We start from the raw sequence: 15621 nt of genomic DNA, 5'->3' as shown, positions 1-15621 counted from the left end.
TCCCACCTGCGGGCGTAGCGTGCTGGGCATGACCTCGACCTCGCCGAGCCGACCGACCGCCCCCGAGGACGTCCCCACCCGTACGCTGGCCGACGGCCTGGTGCTGCCCGCCATCGGCTTCGGCACCTACCCGCTCAAGGGCTTCGCGGGCCGGGACGCGGTGGCCGACGCGATCGGCGCCGGGTACCGCCTGATCGACACCGCGTACAACTACGAGAACGAGGGTGCGGTCGGCGCGGGCGTGCGCCAGTCCGGTGTGCCGCGCGACGAGCTCGTGCTGCAGACCAAGCTGCCGGGCCGCTACCACCGGCACGACGACGCGGTCACGGCCGTGCAGGAGTCCCTGCTGCGCGCGGGGCTGGACCACTGGGACCTGGTCCTCATCCACTGGCCGAACCCCGGCCGCGGGCTGTACGCCGAGGCGTTCGCGGCGCTGCTCTCGCTCCGGGACGCCGGCCTGGTCCGGTCGGTCGGCGTCTCGAACTTCCTGCCCGAGCACCTCGACTCGCTGAAGCGCCTCACGGGTGAGCTGCCGACCGTGAACCAGGTGGAGCTGCACCCGCACTTCGCGCAGCCGGAGCAGCGGGGCGCCGACGAGGCGCGCGGCGTGCTCACGCAGTCGTGGAGCCCGCTGGCCCGCGGACCGCTGCTCGAGGAGCCGGTGATCCAGGAGGTCGCCCGCGCGCACGGCCGCACACCCGGCCAGGTGGTGCTGCGCTGGCACGTCGAGCTGGGTGCGGTGCCGCTGCCGAAGTCGGGCTCGGCCGAGCGCCGCAGGGAGAACCTCGCGGTGTTCGACTTCACGCTGTCGCCCGACGAGGTCGCCGCGATCAGCGGGCTGTCGCGGCCGGACGGCCGCACCAACGACCAGGACCCGGCGGTCTACGAGGAGCTCTGAGCGACGGCCGGCGGCACACCGCGGGCCGACGAGCGCGCGAGGCTACCGCCCGGTAACCGAGCGGTAGGGTCTCGTCGTACCCCCACGGAGAGAGACATGTCCCCCAGCACCTCGCCGTCGACGCTGCCCGCCGACGCCCCTCGTTCCATCCCCGGCATGCTCGCGCAGCGACTCGCGCGCGACCCCGACGGCACGTTCGCCGAGCGCTCGTCGGGCCTGGGCTCCGCGTGGACGCCCGTGACGGTCCGCGGGTTCGTCGCAGAGGTCACCGCGGTGGCCAAGGGCCTCGTGGCCCGCGGCATCGCACCGGGCGACCGGGTCGGCATCATGTCGCGCACCCGGTACGAGTGGACGGTGCTCGACTTCGCGGTGTGGTCCGCGGGCGCGGTCGGCGTGCCGGTGTACGAGACCGACTCCGCGGAGCAGGTGCGCTGGATCTGCGCGGACGCGGGCATCCGCCTGCTCGTCGCGGAGACGGAGGCGCACGCCGCCGTCGTCGAGAGCGTGCGTGACGACCTGCCCGGGCTGCGCGAGGTCCTCGTGATCGACGCCGGCGCGCTCGAGCAGCTCGTCGTGTCCGGCCACGACGTGCCCGACGCCGAGATCGAGCGGCGCAGCGCGCTCGCCGGCCGCGACGACCTCGCGACCGTGATCTACACCTCCGGCACCACCGGCCGCCCGAAGGGTGTCGAGCTCACGCACGGCAACTTCGTCGCGGTCTGCCTGCTCGGCATCGACGACCTCGGCGAGGTGTACGCGCAGCCCCACTCGCGCACGCTGCTGTTCCTGCCGCTCGCGCACGTGTTCGCGCGGTTCATCCAGGTGCTGTGCGTCCCGTCCGGCGCGGTGCTCGGGCACACGCCCGACACGCGCAACCTCCTGCCCGACCTCGCGTCGTTCCGTCCCACGTTCCTGCTGGCCGTGCCGCGCGTGTTCGAGAAGGTCTACAACTCGGCCGAGCAGAAGGCCGGCTCGGGCGCCGCGCTGCGGGTGTTCCGCTGGGCGGCGAAGGTCGCGATCCAGTACTCACGCGCCCTCGACACGCCCGCGGGGCCGGGCGCCGCGCTGCGCACGCAGCACCGGCTCGCGGGGCGCCTCGTGCACGCGAAGCTCCGCGCGGCGCTGGGCGGCCATGTCGAGTGGGCCATCTCCGGTGGTGCGCCGCTCGGCGACCGGCTGGGGCACTTCTTCCGTGGGATCGGCGTGCGGGTCCTCGAGGGCTACGGGCTCACGGAGACGACCGCGCCCACCGCGGTCAACCTGCCGCGTCTCACCAAGGTCGGCACGGTGGGTCCCGCGTTCCCGGGGACCCAGGTGCGCGTCGACGAGGCGGGCGAGATCTGGGTCGCAGGTCCGCACGTCTTCCGCGGGTACCGGCACGACGAGGAGGCGACGAAGGCCGCGCTCGTCGACGGCTGGTTCCGCACGGGCGACCTCGGCTCGCTCGACGAGGACGGGTACCTGCGCATCACCGGCCGCTCCAAGGAGATCATCGTGACCGCGGGCGGCAAGAACGTGGCCCCGGCGGTGCTCGAGGACCGCCTGCGCGGGCACCCGATCGTCAGCCAGGTCGTGGTCGTCGGCGACCAGCGGCCGTTCATCGGGGCGCTCGTGACGCTGGACGCGGAGATGCTGCCCGGGTGGCTCGCGAACCACGGCCTGCCGGCCATGGACGTCGTCACCGCCGGTGAGCACCCCGCCGTGCTGGAGGCGCTCGACCGCGCGGTGGCCCGGGCCAACGAGGCGGTCTCGCGTGCCGAGTCCATCCGCAAGATCGCCGTGCTGCCGACCGACCTCACGGAGGCGAACGGCTACCTCACGCCGTCGCTCAAGGTGAAGCGCACCCGCGTGCTCGCGGACTTCGCCCCGCAGATCGAGGAGCTCTACACGGACACCCGCGGGACCGCGCGGGACTGAGACGGCTCGGGCCGCGCGCCCTCGGTGGGGACGCGCGGCCCGTGACGCCGCAGCCGAGCGCGTGCGCTACGGGATCGTGCGCACGCGCCGCGCGTCGGCCGACTGCGTCAGCAGCTGCTCGCTCGGTGTGGACTCGTCCGACCACCGCAGGAGCGCCCCGACGCCGTCCGCCAGCTCGGCGGCCCCGTCCGGGGCGAACGTCACGCCCGCGTCCTGCGCGAGCGCAGCCCGCACGAGCGCGACGACCGCCGGGTACCGTCGACCGTCCGCGACGCCCAGCGTGTCGAGGTCGGCCTGGTTGGTCGCGAGCTCGAGCGGCTGCAGGCCGACGAGCACCTCACGCTCCTGCAACGCGCCGAGCGCCCCGTCACCGAGCACCAGCTCGGCGACCTGTCCCCGGCGCAGCACCTCGACGACGTCGTCGAGGGAGGTCACCGCGGCCTCGCCGCGCCCCAGCGCCTGGCCGAACCGGTCCAGCACCGCGTGACGGCGACGCGCGCGCAGCTCGTCCACCGCGGCCCGCACGCGCTGTGCGAACGCGTCCGGCTTCGCCCCGGCGCCGCGCGCCCCGCCGGGCACCTCGACGACGAGCTCGCGGACCTGCTGGCCGACCTTCTCGCACACGAGCGCGACCGCACGCACGTCGCCGGTGAGCACGACGAGCTCGGGGGTGCGTTCCGCGACGCGCTTGTCCAGGAACGCCGCCACCTCCTCGGCGTTGCGCTGCCACGAGTCCTCGGCCCGCGACTGGTTGCGCCGCGACAGCCCGTTCTCCCGGGTCTTGTGCACGTCGTCGTGACCGCCCTCGACGCTCTCGTGCAGCGGTTCGCCGTCCTCGCCCACGCCGGGGCGGGCACCGCCCGCGGACTTCCACACGAGGTCCGCACCCGTGCGGTCGACCGCGACGACGAGCAGCTCGACCGCCTCGTCGGCGGCCCGCACCGCGGGCAGCAGGTCGGGCACCGGTCCGAACGTCGCGATCGTCCGAGCGGGCGGCTCGCCCACGACGCGGTCGACCAGCACGCCCTGGCCGTCCGCCACGATCACGCGCCCGTGCGGTCCTCGCACGCCCGTCGGCACCGCGACCAGGTCGGCGATCTCGTCGAGCACGGCACCCGGCGCGCCCTCGCGCTCGAGCTCCCGCCGTGCCGCCTTCCAGCGGTCCGCCGCCTCCGACTCCCCCGCCGACTCTGCTCTCGTCGCGTCGAGGAACACGGTGACGAACGGCGACGTCCGGCCGAGCAGCGGCTTGAGCCAGTGCAGGTCCATGCGGCAACCTCCTTCGGCCCACGAGGTGGGCCGTGCAGTGGACGGTGCCCGGGACGCGGACGTCAGCGGTCGCGCGTCTCGAGCCTCGCTGACCACTCCTAACCAACCGCAGGTTGGCGCCCCACGCCACCCCTGGCGACGGCCCCACGGGAGGGCGCCGCGGGACGGTCACCCGGAGGCGTCACCACCTGCGGGTTCGCGCCCGCCGTCCTGCGCGATCGCCTCGTGGTGGCGGATGACCTCTTCGACGATGAACGCCAGGAACTTCTCCGCGAACACCGGGTCGAGGTCCGCCTGGTCCGCGAGCTCACGCAGGCGCGCGACCTGCCGCACCTCGCGACCCGGGTCCGACGGGGGCAGCCCGCGCTGTGCCTTCAGGACCCCGACCTGCTTGGTCGCCTTGAACCGCTCCGCGAGCAGGTAGACCAGCGCGGCGTCGATGTTGTCGATGCTGTGCCGCAGCCGGGCGAGCTCGGGCGGGATGCCCGACGGCTGCGCCCCGGACGCTCCTCCGTGCTCAGGAGAGGGTTCGGCGGGGCGGCTCGCGTCGGTCACGCCCGCGATCCTAGGCCGCGAACCGCGCGGTCAGGCGCTCTTCTCGCGGGGCGGGCGCTTCTCGCGCGGCACGAGGGTCGGGTTCACGTTCTCGAGCACCACGTCGCGCGTGATGAGCACGCGTGCGACGTCGTCGCGGCTCGGGACGTCGAACATCACCTGCTGGAGGACCTCCTCCATGATGGCGCGCAGACCGCGTGCGCCCGTCCCGCGCAGGAGCGCCTGGTCCGCGATCGCCGCGACGGCCTCCTCGTCGAACTCGAGCTCGACGCCGTCGATCTCGAACATCCGCTGGTACTGCTTGACGAGCGCGTTGCGCGGCTCCGTGAGGATCCGCACGAGCGCGTCCTGGTCGAGCCGCCCGACGGCCGCGACGACCGGCAGACGCCCGATGAACTCGGGGATGAGCCCGTACTTCTGCAGGTCCTCGGGGCGGACCTCGGAGAACAGGTCGCCCTCCTCGTGGTTGTCCACGAGCGGCGCGCCGAACCCGACGACACGCTTGCGTGCGCGGGCGGCGATGATGTCGTCGAGCCCTGCGAACGCCCCCGCCACGATGAACAGGACGTTCGACGTGTCGATCTGGATGAACTCCTGGTGCGGGTGCTTGCGACCGCCCTGCGGCGGGACCGAGGCCGTCGTGCCCTCGATGATCTTCAGCAGCGCCTGCTGGACGCCCTCGCCCGAGACGTCACGCGTGATCGACGGGTTCTCGCTCTTGCGGGCGATCTTGTCGATCTCGTCGATGTAGATGATGCCCTGCTCGGCCTTCTTGACGTCGTAGTCGGCGGCCTGGATGAGCTTGAGCAGGATGTTCTCGACGTCCTCGCCGACGTAGCCGGCCTCCGTCAGCGCGGTGGCGTCGGCCAGGGCGAACGGCACGTTGAGCATGCGCGCGAGCGTCTGGGCCAGGTACGTCTTGCCCGTGCCCGTGGGGCCGACGAGCAGGATGTTGGACTTGGCGATCTCGACCTGGTCGTCGGCGTTGCGCACGCCCTCGCCGGCCTGGATCCGCTTGTAGTGGTTGTACACCGCGACCGACAGGGCACGCTTGGCCGACTCCTGGCCGATGATGTACTGCTCGAGGAACGCGAAGATCTCGCGCGGCTTCGGCAGCTCGACCAGGCCCGTCTCGTTGGCCTCGGCGAGCTCCTCCTCGATGATCTCGTTGCACAGCTCGATGCACTCGTCGCAGATGTACACGCCGGGCCCGGCGATGAGCTTCTTGACCTGCTTCTGGGACTTGCCGCAGAAGGAGCACTTGAGCAGGTCGGCACCGTCCCCGATCCGAGCCACGTCTCGTCCCTTCCTCGCGCTGCGCCGCCCCTCGCGGCCTGCGTCCTTGCGATCGTCGGCTGCTGCCGACTGCGTGCTGTCGTGCTGCGGGCGTCGCCGCCGGTGTCCCATTGGACACTACGCCGCGCGCCGTGTCCCGCGTACCCCGCATCGTGTCGCGGCGTGTCCTCGCTCGTCCGGGCGGTCCGGGCCGTCTGAACCGTTTCGGCGTCCCGGATCTGGGATATCGGACGCGTCGGCGGCCCTGCCGCACCCGCCGTCAGGAGCGACGACGGCGGGTGCGGCCGGGCAGGATCACCCGTCCGCACCCGCCGAGGTCGTCACGCGCGGTACGTCGTCAGGAGGGCTCGATGACCGTCGGGCGCGCGCCCTTGCGGCTCGCGAGCACCTGGTCGACGAGTCCGTACTCCAGCGCCTGCTGCGCGGTGAGGATCTTGTCGCGCTCGATGTCCTGACGGACCGCCTCGACGTCCCGCCCCGTGTGGTGGGCGATCGTCTCCTCGAGCCACTCGCGCATGCGGATGAGCTCGTTGGCGTGGATCTCGATGTCGGACGCCTGCGCGTACCCGCCGCCCTCCATCGCGGGCTGGTGGATCAGCACGCGCGCGTTGGGCAGCGCCAGGCGCTTGCCCGGCGTGCCCGCCGCGAGCAGCACGGCCGCCGCGGACGCGGCCTGCCCGAGGCAGACGGTCGCGATCTGCGGCTTGATGTACTGCATCGTGTCGTAGATCGCCGTCAGCGCGGTGAACGAGCCACCGGGCGAGTTGATGTACAGCGTGATGTCGCGGTCCGGGTCGGTGCTCTCCAGCACCAGGAGCTGCGCCATGACGTCGTCGGCCGAGGCGTCGTCCACCTGCACGCCGAGGAAGATGATGCGGTCCTCGAACAGCTTGGTGTACGGGTCCTGCCGCTTGAAGCCGTAGGCGGTGCGCTCCTCGAACTGGGGCAGCACGTAACGGGCGGACGGCGCGGCGGCCGCCGGACGGCCGAAGCCGCCGGCCAGCGCGCCCGCGCGGGCGATGAACTGGGACTCGGTGCTCACTGGATCTCCTCGCGGTCTCGAAGGCTCAGGCGGTCCCGCCGCGGCCCGTGACGGAGCTCGCGGCCTCGACCACGTGGTCGATGAACCCGTACTCGAGCGCCTCCGGGGCGGTGAACCAGCGGTCACGGTCGGCGTCCGCGTTGATCTGCTCGACGCTCTTGCCCGTCTGCGCGGCGGTCAGCTCCGCGAGCACCGTCTTCATGTGCAGGATCAGCTGCGCGTTGATGCGCACGTCCGTCGCGGTGCCGCCGATGCCGCCCGAGGGCTGGTGCATCATCACCCGCGCGTGGGGCGTCGCGTAGCGCTTGCCCTTGGCGCCCGACGAGAGCAGGAACTGCCCCATCGAGGCCGCCATGCCCATCGCGATCGTCGCCACGTCCGGCTTGATGTACTGCATGGTGTCGTAGATCGCCATGCCGGCCGTGATCGAGCCGCCGGGCGAGTTGATGTACAGCCAGATGTCCTTGTCCGGGTCCTCCGCGGCCAGGAGCATCATCTGCGCGCAGATCGCGTTCGCGTTCTCGTCGCGCACCTCGGAACCGAGCCAGATGATCCGCTCGCGCAGCAGCCGGTTGTAGATGTGGTCGTTCAGGCCGAGTCCGGGAGAGTCGGCCCGGGCCATGGCCGGGAAGTCGTTCACGAAGGCTCCTTGGTCGAAGCGGCATCCTTGCGTCGCAGTGACACTAACGCCCGGCCGCCGCAGATCCGGCCCGGCCACGGCCCGTTTCGCTGTCGGCGCAGCACGCGCGCGGCGGGTGCGGGCCGGGACGACGAGAGCCCCGTCACCGGCGTGCGGCGACGGGGCTCCCGGTGGAGCGGGGCGACCTCAGGCGGTCGCGTCCACGGCCGCGTCGGCGACCGCGGCGGCAGCGGCGGCGTCGTCCTGCGACTCGGCCGCGTCGTCCTCGTCGGTGCCGATGAAGTCGGACAGGTCCACCGCGGCACCCGACGGGTCCGTGACCGTCACCTGGCGCAGCGCGACGGCGATCGACTTGGAGCGCGCGACCTCGGCCACCATCGCCGGGATCTGGCCGCCCTCGTCGAGGGTCTTGATGAACGTGTTCGGGTCCATGCCGTACTGACGCGACGCCTGCACGAGGTACTCGACGAGCTCCTGCTGCGAGACCTTCACCTCGAGCTTCTCGGCGAGCGTGTCCAGCAGGATCTGGTTGCGCAGCGCGGTCTGCGCCTGCTCCGTGACCTCGGTGCGGTGCTCGTCGTCGTCCAGGCGGCCCTCGGACTCGAGGTGACGGTGCACTTCGGCCTCGACGACGCCCGACGGCACGGGGATCTCGATGCTCTCGACGAGCTTCTCGACGAGCAGGTCACGCGCCTGCACCGCCTGGTTGGAGACCTTGATGCGCGCGGCCTGCTCGCGCAGGTCCGCCTTCAGCTCGTCCAGCGTGTCGAACTCGGACGCGAGCTGCGCGAAGTCGTCGTCGGCGTCGGGCAGCTGACGCTCCTTGACGGTCGTCGCCGTCACCGTGACCTGGGCCTTCTCGCCCGCGTGCTCGCCACCGGCCAGCTCGGTCTCGAACGTCGTCGTCTCGCCCGCCGACAGGCCCGTCAGCGCCTCGTCCAGACCCTCGAGCATGTTGCCCGAGCCGATCTGGTAGCTCACGCCGGACACCGAGTCGACCTCGGCGTCGTCGATCTTCGCGACCAGGTCGATCACGACGAAGTTGCCGGCCTCCGCCGGGGCGTCCACGCCCACGAGCGTGCCGAAGCGCTCACGCAGCGCGTCGAGACGGCCCTCGACGTCCGCGTCCTCGACCTCGACGCCCTCGACCTCGATGGCCAGGCCGTCCAGCGCGGGGAGCTCGAGCTCGGGGCGCACCTCGACCTCGGCGGAGAAGTGCAGCTCGCCCTCCTCCTCGCCGGCCACGAGGCCGGGGACCTTGGTGACCTCGACCTCGGGCTGACCGAGGGGACGCAGCTTGTTCTCGCGCACCGCCTCGGCGTAGAAGCCGCCCAGACCCTCGTTCACCGCGTGCTCGATGACCGCCGGACGGCCGACGCGCTGGTCGATGATGCGCGGCGGCACCTTGCCCTTGCGGAAGCCCGGCACCGTCACCTGCTCCGCGATGTGCTGGTACGCGTGCTCGATGCTCGGGCGGAGCTCGTCGTACGTCACCTCGACGGTCAGCTTGACCTTCGTCGGCTCCAGGGTCTCGACGGCGCTCTTCACTTCGATGCTCTCCAACTGATCGGGGTGGTTTCGCCGTTCCCGGCGGCGGTGCGAGGGCGCGGGCGCGGCGACAGGCTCGAGGTCAGGTCCATGAGGTCGGGCTCAAGGGCTGAGGCGCTCAAGGGCTGAGGCGCGCACGGGCGACCCTCGATGGTACGTCACGCGCCGGAGCACGGACGAATCACAGACCGGCCGCCACCTCGCGGCGGCCGGCCCCCGAGCGGTCGCCCCGGGACCTGACCCGGGGCGGTTCGGACGGACCGGAACGAGCCGGTACCCTTGACGCCGCCGGTCGCACCTGTGCGGCCTGTGCGGACGTAGCTCAATGGTAGAGCCCCAGTCTTCCAAACTGGCTACGCGGGTTCGATTCCCGTCGTCCGCTCCCCGTAAATCCGCAGGTCAGAGGACGTTTCTGGCGCCTGTCCGATGAAACACGGCAAGTCACTTTCGATACCGAGTTGGGCCGTTGTAGCGTGTTCCGGTACCCACTCAGTACCGAGTCGATACCGAGACTGGGCGCAGACTGCCTATCTACACACCCCCGGGGAGGTGCCCGCCGTGCCACGACCGTTCGGTGGCGTGAAGCCCCAGGCGGGCTGGTGGCAGGCGTACTACCCAGGGGCCGACGGGAAGCGCGTCCACGAGACAACGCGGTTCGAGTCGTACGACGACGCGCGCGCGTGGCTCGATGACGTCGCCCGTGAACGGAACCGCGGCGGGTGGCACGACCCCGCCGCGTCCCATCAGCGCTTCGACAGGTTCGCGACGTCGTGGCTCGCGTCCCATGAGTGCGCCGACAGCACCCGCGAGCTGTGTACAAAGCTGACCGGACGGAACTTTTCGCGCTACCCGACGGCCACAAGGCCCCCACGGCGCACGTCCGCATTTTCCAGAACGCGGGCCACGGTGGAATGCGACGTTCCGCACTTGGCCGCAATCGCACGGTTGCTCAGCCCCGGCTCCTCAGCCACGAGCTCGAGAATGCGCGCCCTCGTCTCTGCCCTCGACACCGAACTCGCGCTCACAGCACGCCCCGCCTCGGCACGTCCACTGACCGCCACGGCTAGGGGGTCGGTCTGTGGTCCGGTCCCAGCGGCGGGTGCGGGAACCGTGGGGGTCGGGGGACGAGGACGCGGCTGTCAGAACTGCCTGGACGGAATGGGGCTGGGAGCGGCGAGACCGGCGCGTGGGCGCGAGTTCCTCGTCCGGGCCAGCCACCGCCAGGTCCGCCAGCTGGTGCACGGCCAGGGCTGCGAGGACCGGGCTCAGTGCGGCGATTCCAGCGCCGACGCCGCGGATCCACGGTGCGTCCGGGGTCTCCCCGGAGAGCAGGACGTGGACTGCGTTCGCTGACGCGCTGAGCAGCGTCCCGGCGATGACACCCGCCCAAGCCAGTCGGGTGCTCTCGCCACGCGCCCGGCGGATGAGCGCCGCTGCCGTGTAGACCGTGATGGCGCCGTCGAGCATCACGGGCACGGTCCACCGCAGGCGCGGGTCGAGCCGCGCCCAGTCAGCCACCGACAGGAGCCCGCTGAACGACGCGATGAGGCTGGTGACAGCCAGCGCGGTAACGAGCGCGACCGTCCCGTAGACGAGGACGCGCGAGTCCGCGTTGAGCTTCACGGCGAGCCGGCGGCGACTCGGCTTCGGGGTCTGAGTGCTCATCTGCTGCCTCCTGTGGGTCGGGTTGGTCTGGGCTCCGAGCGCGGCGGCGCTCATGGCCGTCACGCCGCGTCCGAAGCGGTCAAGGTGCTCGCGTCCACGTAGCCGTACGCGAGTTCGCGAGGGTGGCCGCTGGTGCGGTCGGTCCATGTGCGGCCGATGCCGACGAGCCGCGCGGTCGCGGTCTGCGTGGCGTCCGGCGCCACGAGCTCGACGGTCTCCCCGGGCGCGTCGGCGAGGTCCATCGGTGCACCTACGGCCACGACACGGCCGGACCGGGTGCGTCGAGCTTCGAATCGCTGGGTCATCGGGGCCTCCTGGTCTGGTCCGGGTCACCGTGGAAGGTGAGGTCATCGGGCTTACAACACCGTCATGTGTGTTGGTGTTGTAGACCACTGCACCTGACTACACCGACAGACCTGTTGGCCTTAACGGGTACCCTGTGGGTATGACGACGACCGACCGCGCGCTCCCCACCCCCACCCCTGACCCGTCGGGGTTCGTCACCATGGCCGCGCTCGCGCAGCAGTGGGGCATCGCGAGGTCCACGCTCCGCACCGCACTCGGCACCTGGCTCCCCGCCCCCGACGCGACCATCGGGACCGCGCACGTCTGGCGACCCGAGAGCCTCGCCGGTCTCGAGCGGCCCGCTATCGGCCGTCCCGTAGGTGCTCGGGACCGCAAGCCGCGCACCCGCCGGCCGAGCGCCGAGCCCGCCTCATCGTCCGCTCCGTCGACGCCATGACCGGGCAGCGTCGGGGCGCACCGCGCGCGGGTTCTGTCGACGTCACCGAAGGCTGGCGGCTACCGGCTCCGTGGTTGGCGAGTTACCCCGCCCCGGACGCCCAGGACCTCAAAGTGCTGGCAGTGCGGCACGTCCGGTGCTGCCAGGTGTACCGGCTCGGCTACGACCGTGGAGACGCTTCGCTGCGTGCCGTGCTCGTCGAAGCGCGACTGAACCCCGGCGACGGCGCCATCGCAGCGTTCAGGGACGCGATTGCGGCCGTCGTCGCCGCCAGGGACCCGCTAACAGGCTGGTGGGACTGAGCACCAGCCCACCCGGCATACTTCCAGCCATGGCGAAGTCGACGTTGCGAGCCGCGAGCGTGCAAACGACCACTGGTCCCCGCCTCGTGCGCGTGACTCTCGACGCACCGCCGCACCTTCCCGGCGTGGTCGTCGCACGCCTCATCGACTCCGTGAGCATCGCGCTTCGTCTCGCGATCGTGGTCGACATGCTTCGGAATCAGCGACCGTTCGGGACGCGTCTGGCACCCGATACTTGGCTCGAACAACTGGAGTCCCGCGGGGTCGACATCGAACCGCTGGTGCGCGGCATTGCCACGATGCAGGTGCCCGGCTCCCACCCGAGCCCGAGACTGCGGTCGGCCGTCGACGCGCTCAACATTCGCATCGACGAACTCGTCGAGATAACGCGAGTCGGATATGGGAGCCCGGTCGAGGTCACGTCAGCAATCGCAAAGCAGGTGGCCGACCCGTCGGCCATCGCGACGATCCTCCAGTTCCTCGTCAACCCGGTCGCGGCCTGGCGCTCAGCGAACGCCGACGCAAGTCGACGAGAGAGCGCCGCCGAGCTGACCCGCCATGCGGCTCGACGCGAGGCCGCAGCAGCACGTCGTGAGGAGAATGAAGCACTTCGCGACGAGTTCAGACTCCTGAGCGAGATCCGGAGCCTGCCTGTACCGATTGCCGACTTTGACCCCGTCGCGCGCGCGGCGCTTCTCCCGCAACTCTCGCCGGAGGCACGCTCCGCCCTGCGGCGTATTGAAGCTACGACGAGCCGAGAACTCGAACCCATCGTGCGCATCGGCGGCGCGAACCGCACTGCGTTCCTTGGCCGAGTCGACACGTTGCAGGCGATCGGCCTGTTGGGCGCGACGTCGGCTGCGGTCCATGTGGGAGATGGACAAGAGGAGCACTGGCTCCCGGCGCCACCGCCCGAAGAGCGCTGGACGCCGCCTGCGTGAGCGGGAGCGTCCAGCGCTCTACAGGAAGCGCCCACATGCGGCGTCAAGCGGGCTAGCAGAGTCTCGTAGTGGGAGCGGTATGGCGCGCTACGCAGGCTCTCGCATCCGGTGCTGCTCAGCCGCCTCCCAGAACGCCGCGTCCGGCTCGAACTCGGGCCGCAACCGCCACGTGGACTCGCAGGTCGGCCCGTGCTCGACGTCGACGATGCGGTCGAAGAGCGCGTCTGCGTCGTAGCGCCACGCGTCGGCGCCAAGCCGGTCCACGACGAGCGCCCGGTGAGCCTGCCACCAGGTGGGGAAGGTCGTCGCCGCCGGGGCGGTCACGCCTGCACCTCCTGCACCGCGTCCAGGGTGAGGGCGACGAGCGTCGCCGCGTCGTCCACGTCCGCCCACGCGCACGTCGTGCGCTCGGCCGTCATGGCCTCGACCCGGTTTACGGTCACACCGACGGTCCAAAGCATGTCCCGGAGCGCGTCGGCCACGGTGCCAGCCGACCCGTCCGCGACCAGGTCCGTGGGCACCTGCACCTGGTGCATCACGCCGTCGACCTCGACGTCCGCGACGACTCGCGCGACCCGGCCCGCGTCGTGCGCCACGGTGAGCAGCACGCCACCGGCGCTCATGCCGGGACAATCGTTGCGATGTGTGCGCGAACCTCGGCAACAGTCATGCCGACGACCTCGGCCACCATCTCAATCGGCACCCCGATGCTGGAGGCGAGCGCGAGCAGCGTCGCCGTCGCGTGCGGGTCGAGCCCGGTCAAGTCGACTGGGCCTGTGTACTCGTCGTCGACCGGTCCGACGCCGTTGCGCGCCTCCCAGATCAGCACGTCAGCGACCGGGTACCGAATCTGCGCACCCGCCCGCACGTAGGTGGGTCCGGTTCCGTCGGCGCGCCACGCGGCGAGCGTCCGAGTCGAAACGGAGAGCCGCTCCGCGAGAGCGGTCGGGGTGAGGTGCTGCACAACCATCAGGGCGTCCTTTGGGCGGTTCTGTCCGGCTCCAGCCGGCGGGCACCAGTACCAATCGACCACGCACCCGCGGTTGTTAGCAGTTCCTCGCATCGAATCTCACCGAACTTCACACAGGTGCAGCGAGGTGCCGGGGTCGGTCTCCTGGGAGGCTGAGCAGATGACCGAGTTCCTGGCAGAGCGCGTGTGGGACCTACTCGCGGACCGCCCCATCGAGCACCCCATCCGCGCGGCGAGCGCTTACCTCGGCGCGGACGCCCCGCAGATCCTCCGACTGCAGCACGCGACGAACTCCTGGTAGACGGCCAGGACGCGAACTTCGTCACCGGTTCGGTGAACCCCAGAGCGCTACGCACCTACGTCGAGGCAGGTGTTACCTGCTGGAGCGTGCAGGGACTCCATGCAAAGCTCATCCTGTCCGGCGGCGACAGCCCGTCCGTCGTCGTCGGCTCGGCGAACATCTCAGCTCGCTCGCGTGACTACCTTGGCGAGGCGGCCATCCGCACACAGGACCCCGAAATCGTCTCGGCCGTCGCGGTCCAACTCGACCAATGGATAGGCGAAGCCGTTCGGATAGACGCCGCCTGGCTCAAGCGCGCTACGCGCCTCTACCGCCAGTCCGGCATCGTGTTGCGAGGACGGGCCAGCGTCGACCTTCCGCGCGAAGCGCGGATCTGGCTCATCTCGACCATCGAGCGCACACGCCCGGTACCTGCGTTCGTTGAGCAGGCCGCGGAGGTCGCAATGCGATCCCTGCAGTTCGGGCATGACCTTGTGACCCCGTTCGAGCTCATCGACGAGGAGGGCGAGCCGGTCCGCGAGGGCGACGTTCTCATCCGTGCGAACGCGACCCCGGACGAGCGCCGAACCCGCGCGCAGCCATCTACCCGTGGGCGCGTGTGGTGCGACTCTTCCCCGCCACCGAAAGCCAGCCGCCGTACGTCCTCATCGCCGAGAACACGAGTGCCGCACCGGGCCGCACGGTCGCGCAGCTCCGCAGAGCGGTCGAGAACGCAGGAGGGCACGTCGACTGGCTCGCGGGGGGCCCAATCACGGCGGGCCCGGTACGAGACGCGATTTGGGAACTCTGGGATTGAGCCATCGGAGGCTGTCCGGCTCCGGCGGTAGGGTGCCGCCGTGACGTGGCAGCCCGGTCAGTACGTGGCCAACGAGGTCGAAGCAGAGGAGTTCGCTGCGCACACTCTCCGGGCGTTCGGGCATACGGACGCTGCAAGAACACCGACTGGTCCCGATGGTGGCATCGATGTGCGTGCGTCCCGCGCGCTGGCTCAGGTCAAGTTCAGGGCCTCCCAGACCGGGCGCCCTGACCTGCAACGGCTCGTCGGCGCAGCGGCACACCAGCGGCACGCGGAACTGTTCTTCTTCTCCGGTGCGGGTTTCTCCACCAAGGCCGTCGAGTACGCGGACCAGGTCGGCGTTGCGCTGTTCACGTTCGACCTCGCCGGGACGCTCACGCCCGTGAACGACGCAGCGACACGGCTCGCGCATCGCACCACAGAGGAGCGACACGCAGACCCGCGCCTGCCACCCCGACCGAAAGGTGCCGACGGACCGAGCTGGGCGCGGCTCGGCTGGTACCGCATCGTCGGCATCTTCTGGTGGGTGATGGTGCTGGGCTCCCTTCCGGAGAACGCCAAGAACGGGCTGTGGCGCGCCATCCCGGGAGTGCTACTCGCATCGGCCTGGACCTTCGCACCACGCCTCATCCGGCGAGCCCGTGCACGACGCCAGCCGAAGGCGCCCGACCTAAACGGCTTCTGAATCAGAGCGGGCAGACGCCGCCGACCGCAGCCGAAACTCCGCCGCAAGGGACGT

20 protein-coding genes and 1 tRNA gene are annotated in these 15621 nt (G+C 71.1%); 9 read left to right on the top strand and 12 right to left on the bottom strand.

Going from position 1 to position 15621, the window contains the following annotated elements; all coding sequences use genetic code 11:
* The first annotated feature begins 28 nt into the window (after window positions 1-28).
* Both CBP52_RS02535 and CBP52_RS02530 read left to right on the top strand, forming a co-directional pair.
* Window positions 29-898: an aldo/keto reductase gene (locus CBP52_RS02535; protein ID WP_094182078.1), complete on the top strand. Its 870-nt coding sequence runs from the start codon at window positions 29-31 to the stop codon at window positions 896-898.
* Between the two features lie 96 nt (window positions 899-994).
* Entirely contained in the window at window positions 995-2815 is a 1821-nt protein-coding gene (locus CBP52_RS02530; protein ID WP_094179693.1) for a long-chain fatty acid--CoA ligase, read from the top strand.
* Between the two features lie 66 nt (window positions 2816-2881).
* On the opposite strand, the gene CBP52_RS02525 is transcribed toward CBP52_RS02530, so the two are convergent.
* From CBP52_RS02525 to tig, 6 genes are all read right to left on the bottom strand, one after another.
* Window positions 2882-4084, bottom strand: a complete 1203-nt coding sequence (locus tag CBP52_RS02525; protein WP_094179692.1) for a hypothetical protein — start codon at window positions 4082-4084, stop codon at window positions 2882-2884.
* Window positions 4085-4252: 168 nt separating this feature from the next.
* Window positions 4253-4567, bottom strand: coding sequence for a chorismate mutase (locus CBP52_RS02520; protein ID WP_232514738.1), 315 nt, complete (start codon window positions 4565-4567; stop codon window positions 4253-4255).
* Window positions 4568-4669: 102 nt separating this feature from the next.
* Window positions 4670-5935 carry an ATP-dependent Clp protease ATP-binding subunit ClpX gene (gene clpX / locus CBP52_RS02515; RefSeq protein ID WP_094179690.1) on the bottom strand — a complete coding sequence of 422 codons (1266 nt, stop codon included), beginning with the start codon at window positions 5933-5935 and terminating at the stop codon, window positions 4670-4672.
* A 337-nt stretch (window positions 5936-6272) separates the two neighbouring features.
* Entirely contained in the window at window positions 6273-6977 is a 705-nt protein-coding gene (locus tag CBP52_RS02510) for an ATP-dependent Clp protease proteolytic subunit (RefSeq protein WP_094179689.1), read from the bottom strand.
* 25 nt (window positions 6978-7002) lie between these two features.
* Window positions 7003-7599, bottom strand: coding sequence for an ATP-dependent Clp protease proteolytic subunit (locus CBP52_RS02505; RefSeq protein ID WP_166772124.1), 597 nt, complete (start codon window positions 7597-7599; stop codon window positions 7003-7005).
* A 204-nt stretch (window positions 7600-7803) separates the two neighbouring features.
* Window positions 7804-9165, bottom strand: coding sequence for a trigger factor (tig, locus tag CBP52_RS02500; RefSeq protein ID WP_094179687.1), 1362 nt, complete (start codon window positions 9163-9165; stop codon window positions 7804-7806).
* A gap of 311 nt (window positions 9166-9476) precedes the next feature.
* On the opposite strand from tig, the gene CBP52_RS02495 reads away from it, so the two are divergent.
* Window positions 9477-9547, top strand: a tRNA-Gly gene (locus tag CBP52_RS02495).
* Between the two features lie 463 nt (window positions 9548-10010).
* Here CBP52_RS02495 and CBP52_RS18640 read toward each other — a convergent pair.
* From CBP52_RS18640 to CBP52_RS17455, 3 genes are read right to left on the bottom strand one after another with little or no spacing between them, the layout of a single operon-like run.
* Window positions 10011-10136: a helix-turn-helix domain-containing protein gene (locus CBP52_RS18640; RefSeq protein ID WP_157732481.1), complete on the bottom strand. Its 126-nt coding sequence runs from the start codon at window positions 10134-10136 to the stop codon at window positions 10011-10013.
* Window positions 10129-10830, bottom strand: coding sequence for a DUF2637 domain-containing protein (locus CBP52_RS02485; protein WP_157732480.1), 702 nt, complete (start codon window positions 10828-10830; stop codon window positions 10129-10131). Before CBP52_RS02485 ends, CBP52_RS18640 begins: the two co-directional genes overlap by 8 nt.
* 59 nt (window positions 10831-10889) lie before the next feature.
* The gene (locus CBP52_RS17455; protein WP_157732479.1) at window positions 10890-11072 is read right to left on the bottom strand and encodes a hypothetical protein; all 183 of its coding nucleotides are present in this window, start codon (window positions 11070-11072) and stop codon (window positions 10890-10892) included.
* A 203-nt stretch (window positions 11073-11275) separates the two neighbouring features.
* Here CBP52_RS17455 and CBP52_RS02480 point away from each other — a divergent pair, with 203 nt between their 5' ends.
* The 3 genes from CBP52_RS02480 to CBP52_RS02470 are packed head-to-tail and all read left to right on the top strand — an operon-like array spanning window position 11276 to window position 12815.
* On the top strand, window positions 11276-11572 hold the full coding sequence (locus CBP52_RS02480) for a hypothetical protein (protein WP_094179684.1): 297 nt from the start codon (window positions 11276-11278) through the stop codon (window positions 11570-11572).
* Complete coding sequence (locus CBP52_RS02475) at window positions 11569-11874, top strand: hypothetical protein (protein WP_157732478.1); 306 nt, start codon at window positions 11569-11571, stop codon at window positions 11872-11874. Before CBP52_RS02480 ends, CBP52_RS02475 begins: the two co-directional genes overlap by 4 nt.
* A 29-nt stretch (window positions 11875-11903) precedes the next feature.
* On the top strand, window positions 11904-12815 hold the full coding sequence (locus tag CBP52_RS02470) for a hypothetical protein (protein ID WP_157732477.1): 912 nt from the start codon (window positions 11904-11906) through the stop codon (window positions 12813-12815).
* A gap of 87 nt (window positions 12816-12902) precedes the next feature.
* On the opposite strand, the gene CBP52_RS02465 is transcribed toward CBP52_RS02470, so the two are convergent.
* From CBP52_RS02465 to CBP52_RS17810, 3 genes are read right to left on the bottom strand one after another with little or no spacing between them, the layout of a single operon-like run.
* Window positions 12903-13139, bottom strand: a complete 237-nt coding sequence (locus CBP52_RS02465) for a hypothetical protein (RefSeq protein ID WP_094179681.1) — start codon at window positions 13137-13139, stop codon at window positions 12903-12905.
* Window positions 13136-13438, bottom strand: a complete 303-nt coding sequence (locus CBP52_RS02460; RefSeq protein WP_094179680.1) for a hypothetical protein — start codon at window positions 13436-13438, stop codon at window positions 13136-13138. Before CBP52_RS02460 ends, CBP52_RS02465 begins: the two co-directional genes overlap by 4 nt.
* Entirely contained in the window at window positions 13435-13785 is a 351-nt protein-coding gene (locus tag CBP52_RS17810) for a helix-turn-helix domain-containing protein (RefSeq protein ID WP_094179679.1), read from the bottom strand. The genes CBP52_RS02460 and CBP52_RS17810 overlap by 4 nt, the downstream gene beginning before the upstream one ends.
* Window positions 13786-13945: 160 nt before the next feature.
* Here CBP52_RS17810 and CBP52_RS18110 point away from each other — a divergent pair, with 160 nt between their 5' ends.
* The 3 genes from CBP52_RS18110 to CBP52_RS02445 are packed head-to-tail and all read left to right on the top strand — an operon-like array spanning window position 13946 to window position 15567.
* The gene (locus CBP52_RS18110) at window positions 13946-14086 is read left to right on the top strand and encodes a hypothetical protein (RefSeq protein WP_232514623.1); all 141 of its coding nucleotides are present in this window, start codon (window positions 13946-13948) and stop codon (window positions 14084-14086) included.
* A 32-nt stretch (window positions 14087-14118) separates the two neighbouring features.
* The gene (locus CBP52_RS18635; RefSeq protein ID WP_369826272.1) at window positions 14119-14913 is read left to right on the top strand and encodes a hypothetical protein; all 795 of its coding nucleotides are present in this window, start codon (window positions 14119-14121) and stop codon (window positions 14911-14913) included.
* 9 nt (window positions 14914-14922) lie between these two features.
* Complete coding sequence (locus tag CBP52_RS02445; RefSeq protein ID WP_094179677.1) at window positions 14923-15567, top strand: restriction endonuclease; 645 nt, start codon at window positions 14923-14925, stop codon at window positions 15565-15567.
* The last annotated feature ends 54 nt before the right edge of the window (window positions 15568-15621 follow it).

The organism is Cellulomonas sp. PSBB021, assembly GCF_002240455.1.
GTDB classification, from domain to species: Bacteria; Actinomycetota; Actinomycetes; order Actinomycetales; family Cellulomonadaceae; genus Cellulomonas; species Cellulomonas uda.
Note: the sequence above shows the minus strand (reverse complement) of the source record. Positions and strands in the feature narration are given on the sequence as shown.

Coding starts and splice junctions, on each gene's coding strand:
- CBP52_RS02535 (WP_094182078.1), top strand. CDS start 29: ATGACCTCGACCTCGCCGAGCCGACCGACCGCCCCCGAGGACGTCCCC.
- CBP52_RS02530 (WP_094179693.1), top strand. CDS start 995: ATGTCCCCCAGCACCTCGCCGTCGACGCTGCCCGCCGACGCCCCTCGT.
- CBP52_RS02525 (WP_094179692.1), bottom strand. CDS start 4,084: ATGGACCTGCACTGGCTCAAGCCGCTGCTCGGCCGGACGTCGCCGTTC.
- CBP52_RS02505 (WP_166772124.1), bottom strand. CDS start 7,599: ATGGCCCGGGCCGACTCTCCCGGACTCGGCCTGAACGACCACATCTAC.
- CBP52_RS02485 (WP_157732480.1), bottom strand. CDS start 10,830: ATGAGCACTCAGACCCCGAAGCCGAGTCGCCGCCGGCTCGCCGTGAAG.
- CBP52_RS17455 (WP_157732479.1), bottom strand. CDS start 11,072: ATGGACCTCGCCGACGCGCCCGGGGAGACCGTCGAGCTCGTGGCGCCG.
- CBP52_RS02480 (WP_094179684.1), top strand. CDS start 11,276: ATGACGACGACCGACCGCGCGCTCCCCACCCCCACCCCTGACCCGTCG.
- CBP52_RS02475 (WP_157732478.1), top strand. CDS start 11,569: ATGACCGGGCAGCGTCGGGGCGCACCGCGCGCGGGTTCTGTCGACGTC.
- CBP52_RS02470 (WP_157732477.1), top strand. CDS start 11,904: ATGGCGAAGTCGACGTTGCGAGCCGCGAGCGTGCAAACGACCACTGGT.
- CBP52_RS02460 (WP_094179680.1), bottom strand. CDS start 13,438: ATGAGCGCCGGTGGCGTGCTGCTCACCGTGGCGCACGACGCGGGCCGG.
- CBP52_RS17810 (WP_094179679.1), bottom strand. CDS start 13,785: ATGGTTGTGCAGCACCTCACCCCGACCGCTCTCGCGGAGCGGCTCTCC.
- CBP52_RS18110 (WP_232514623.1), top strand. CDS start 13,946: ATGACCGAGTTCCTGGCAGAGCGCGTGTGGGACCTACTCGCGGACCGC.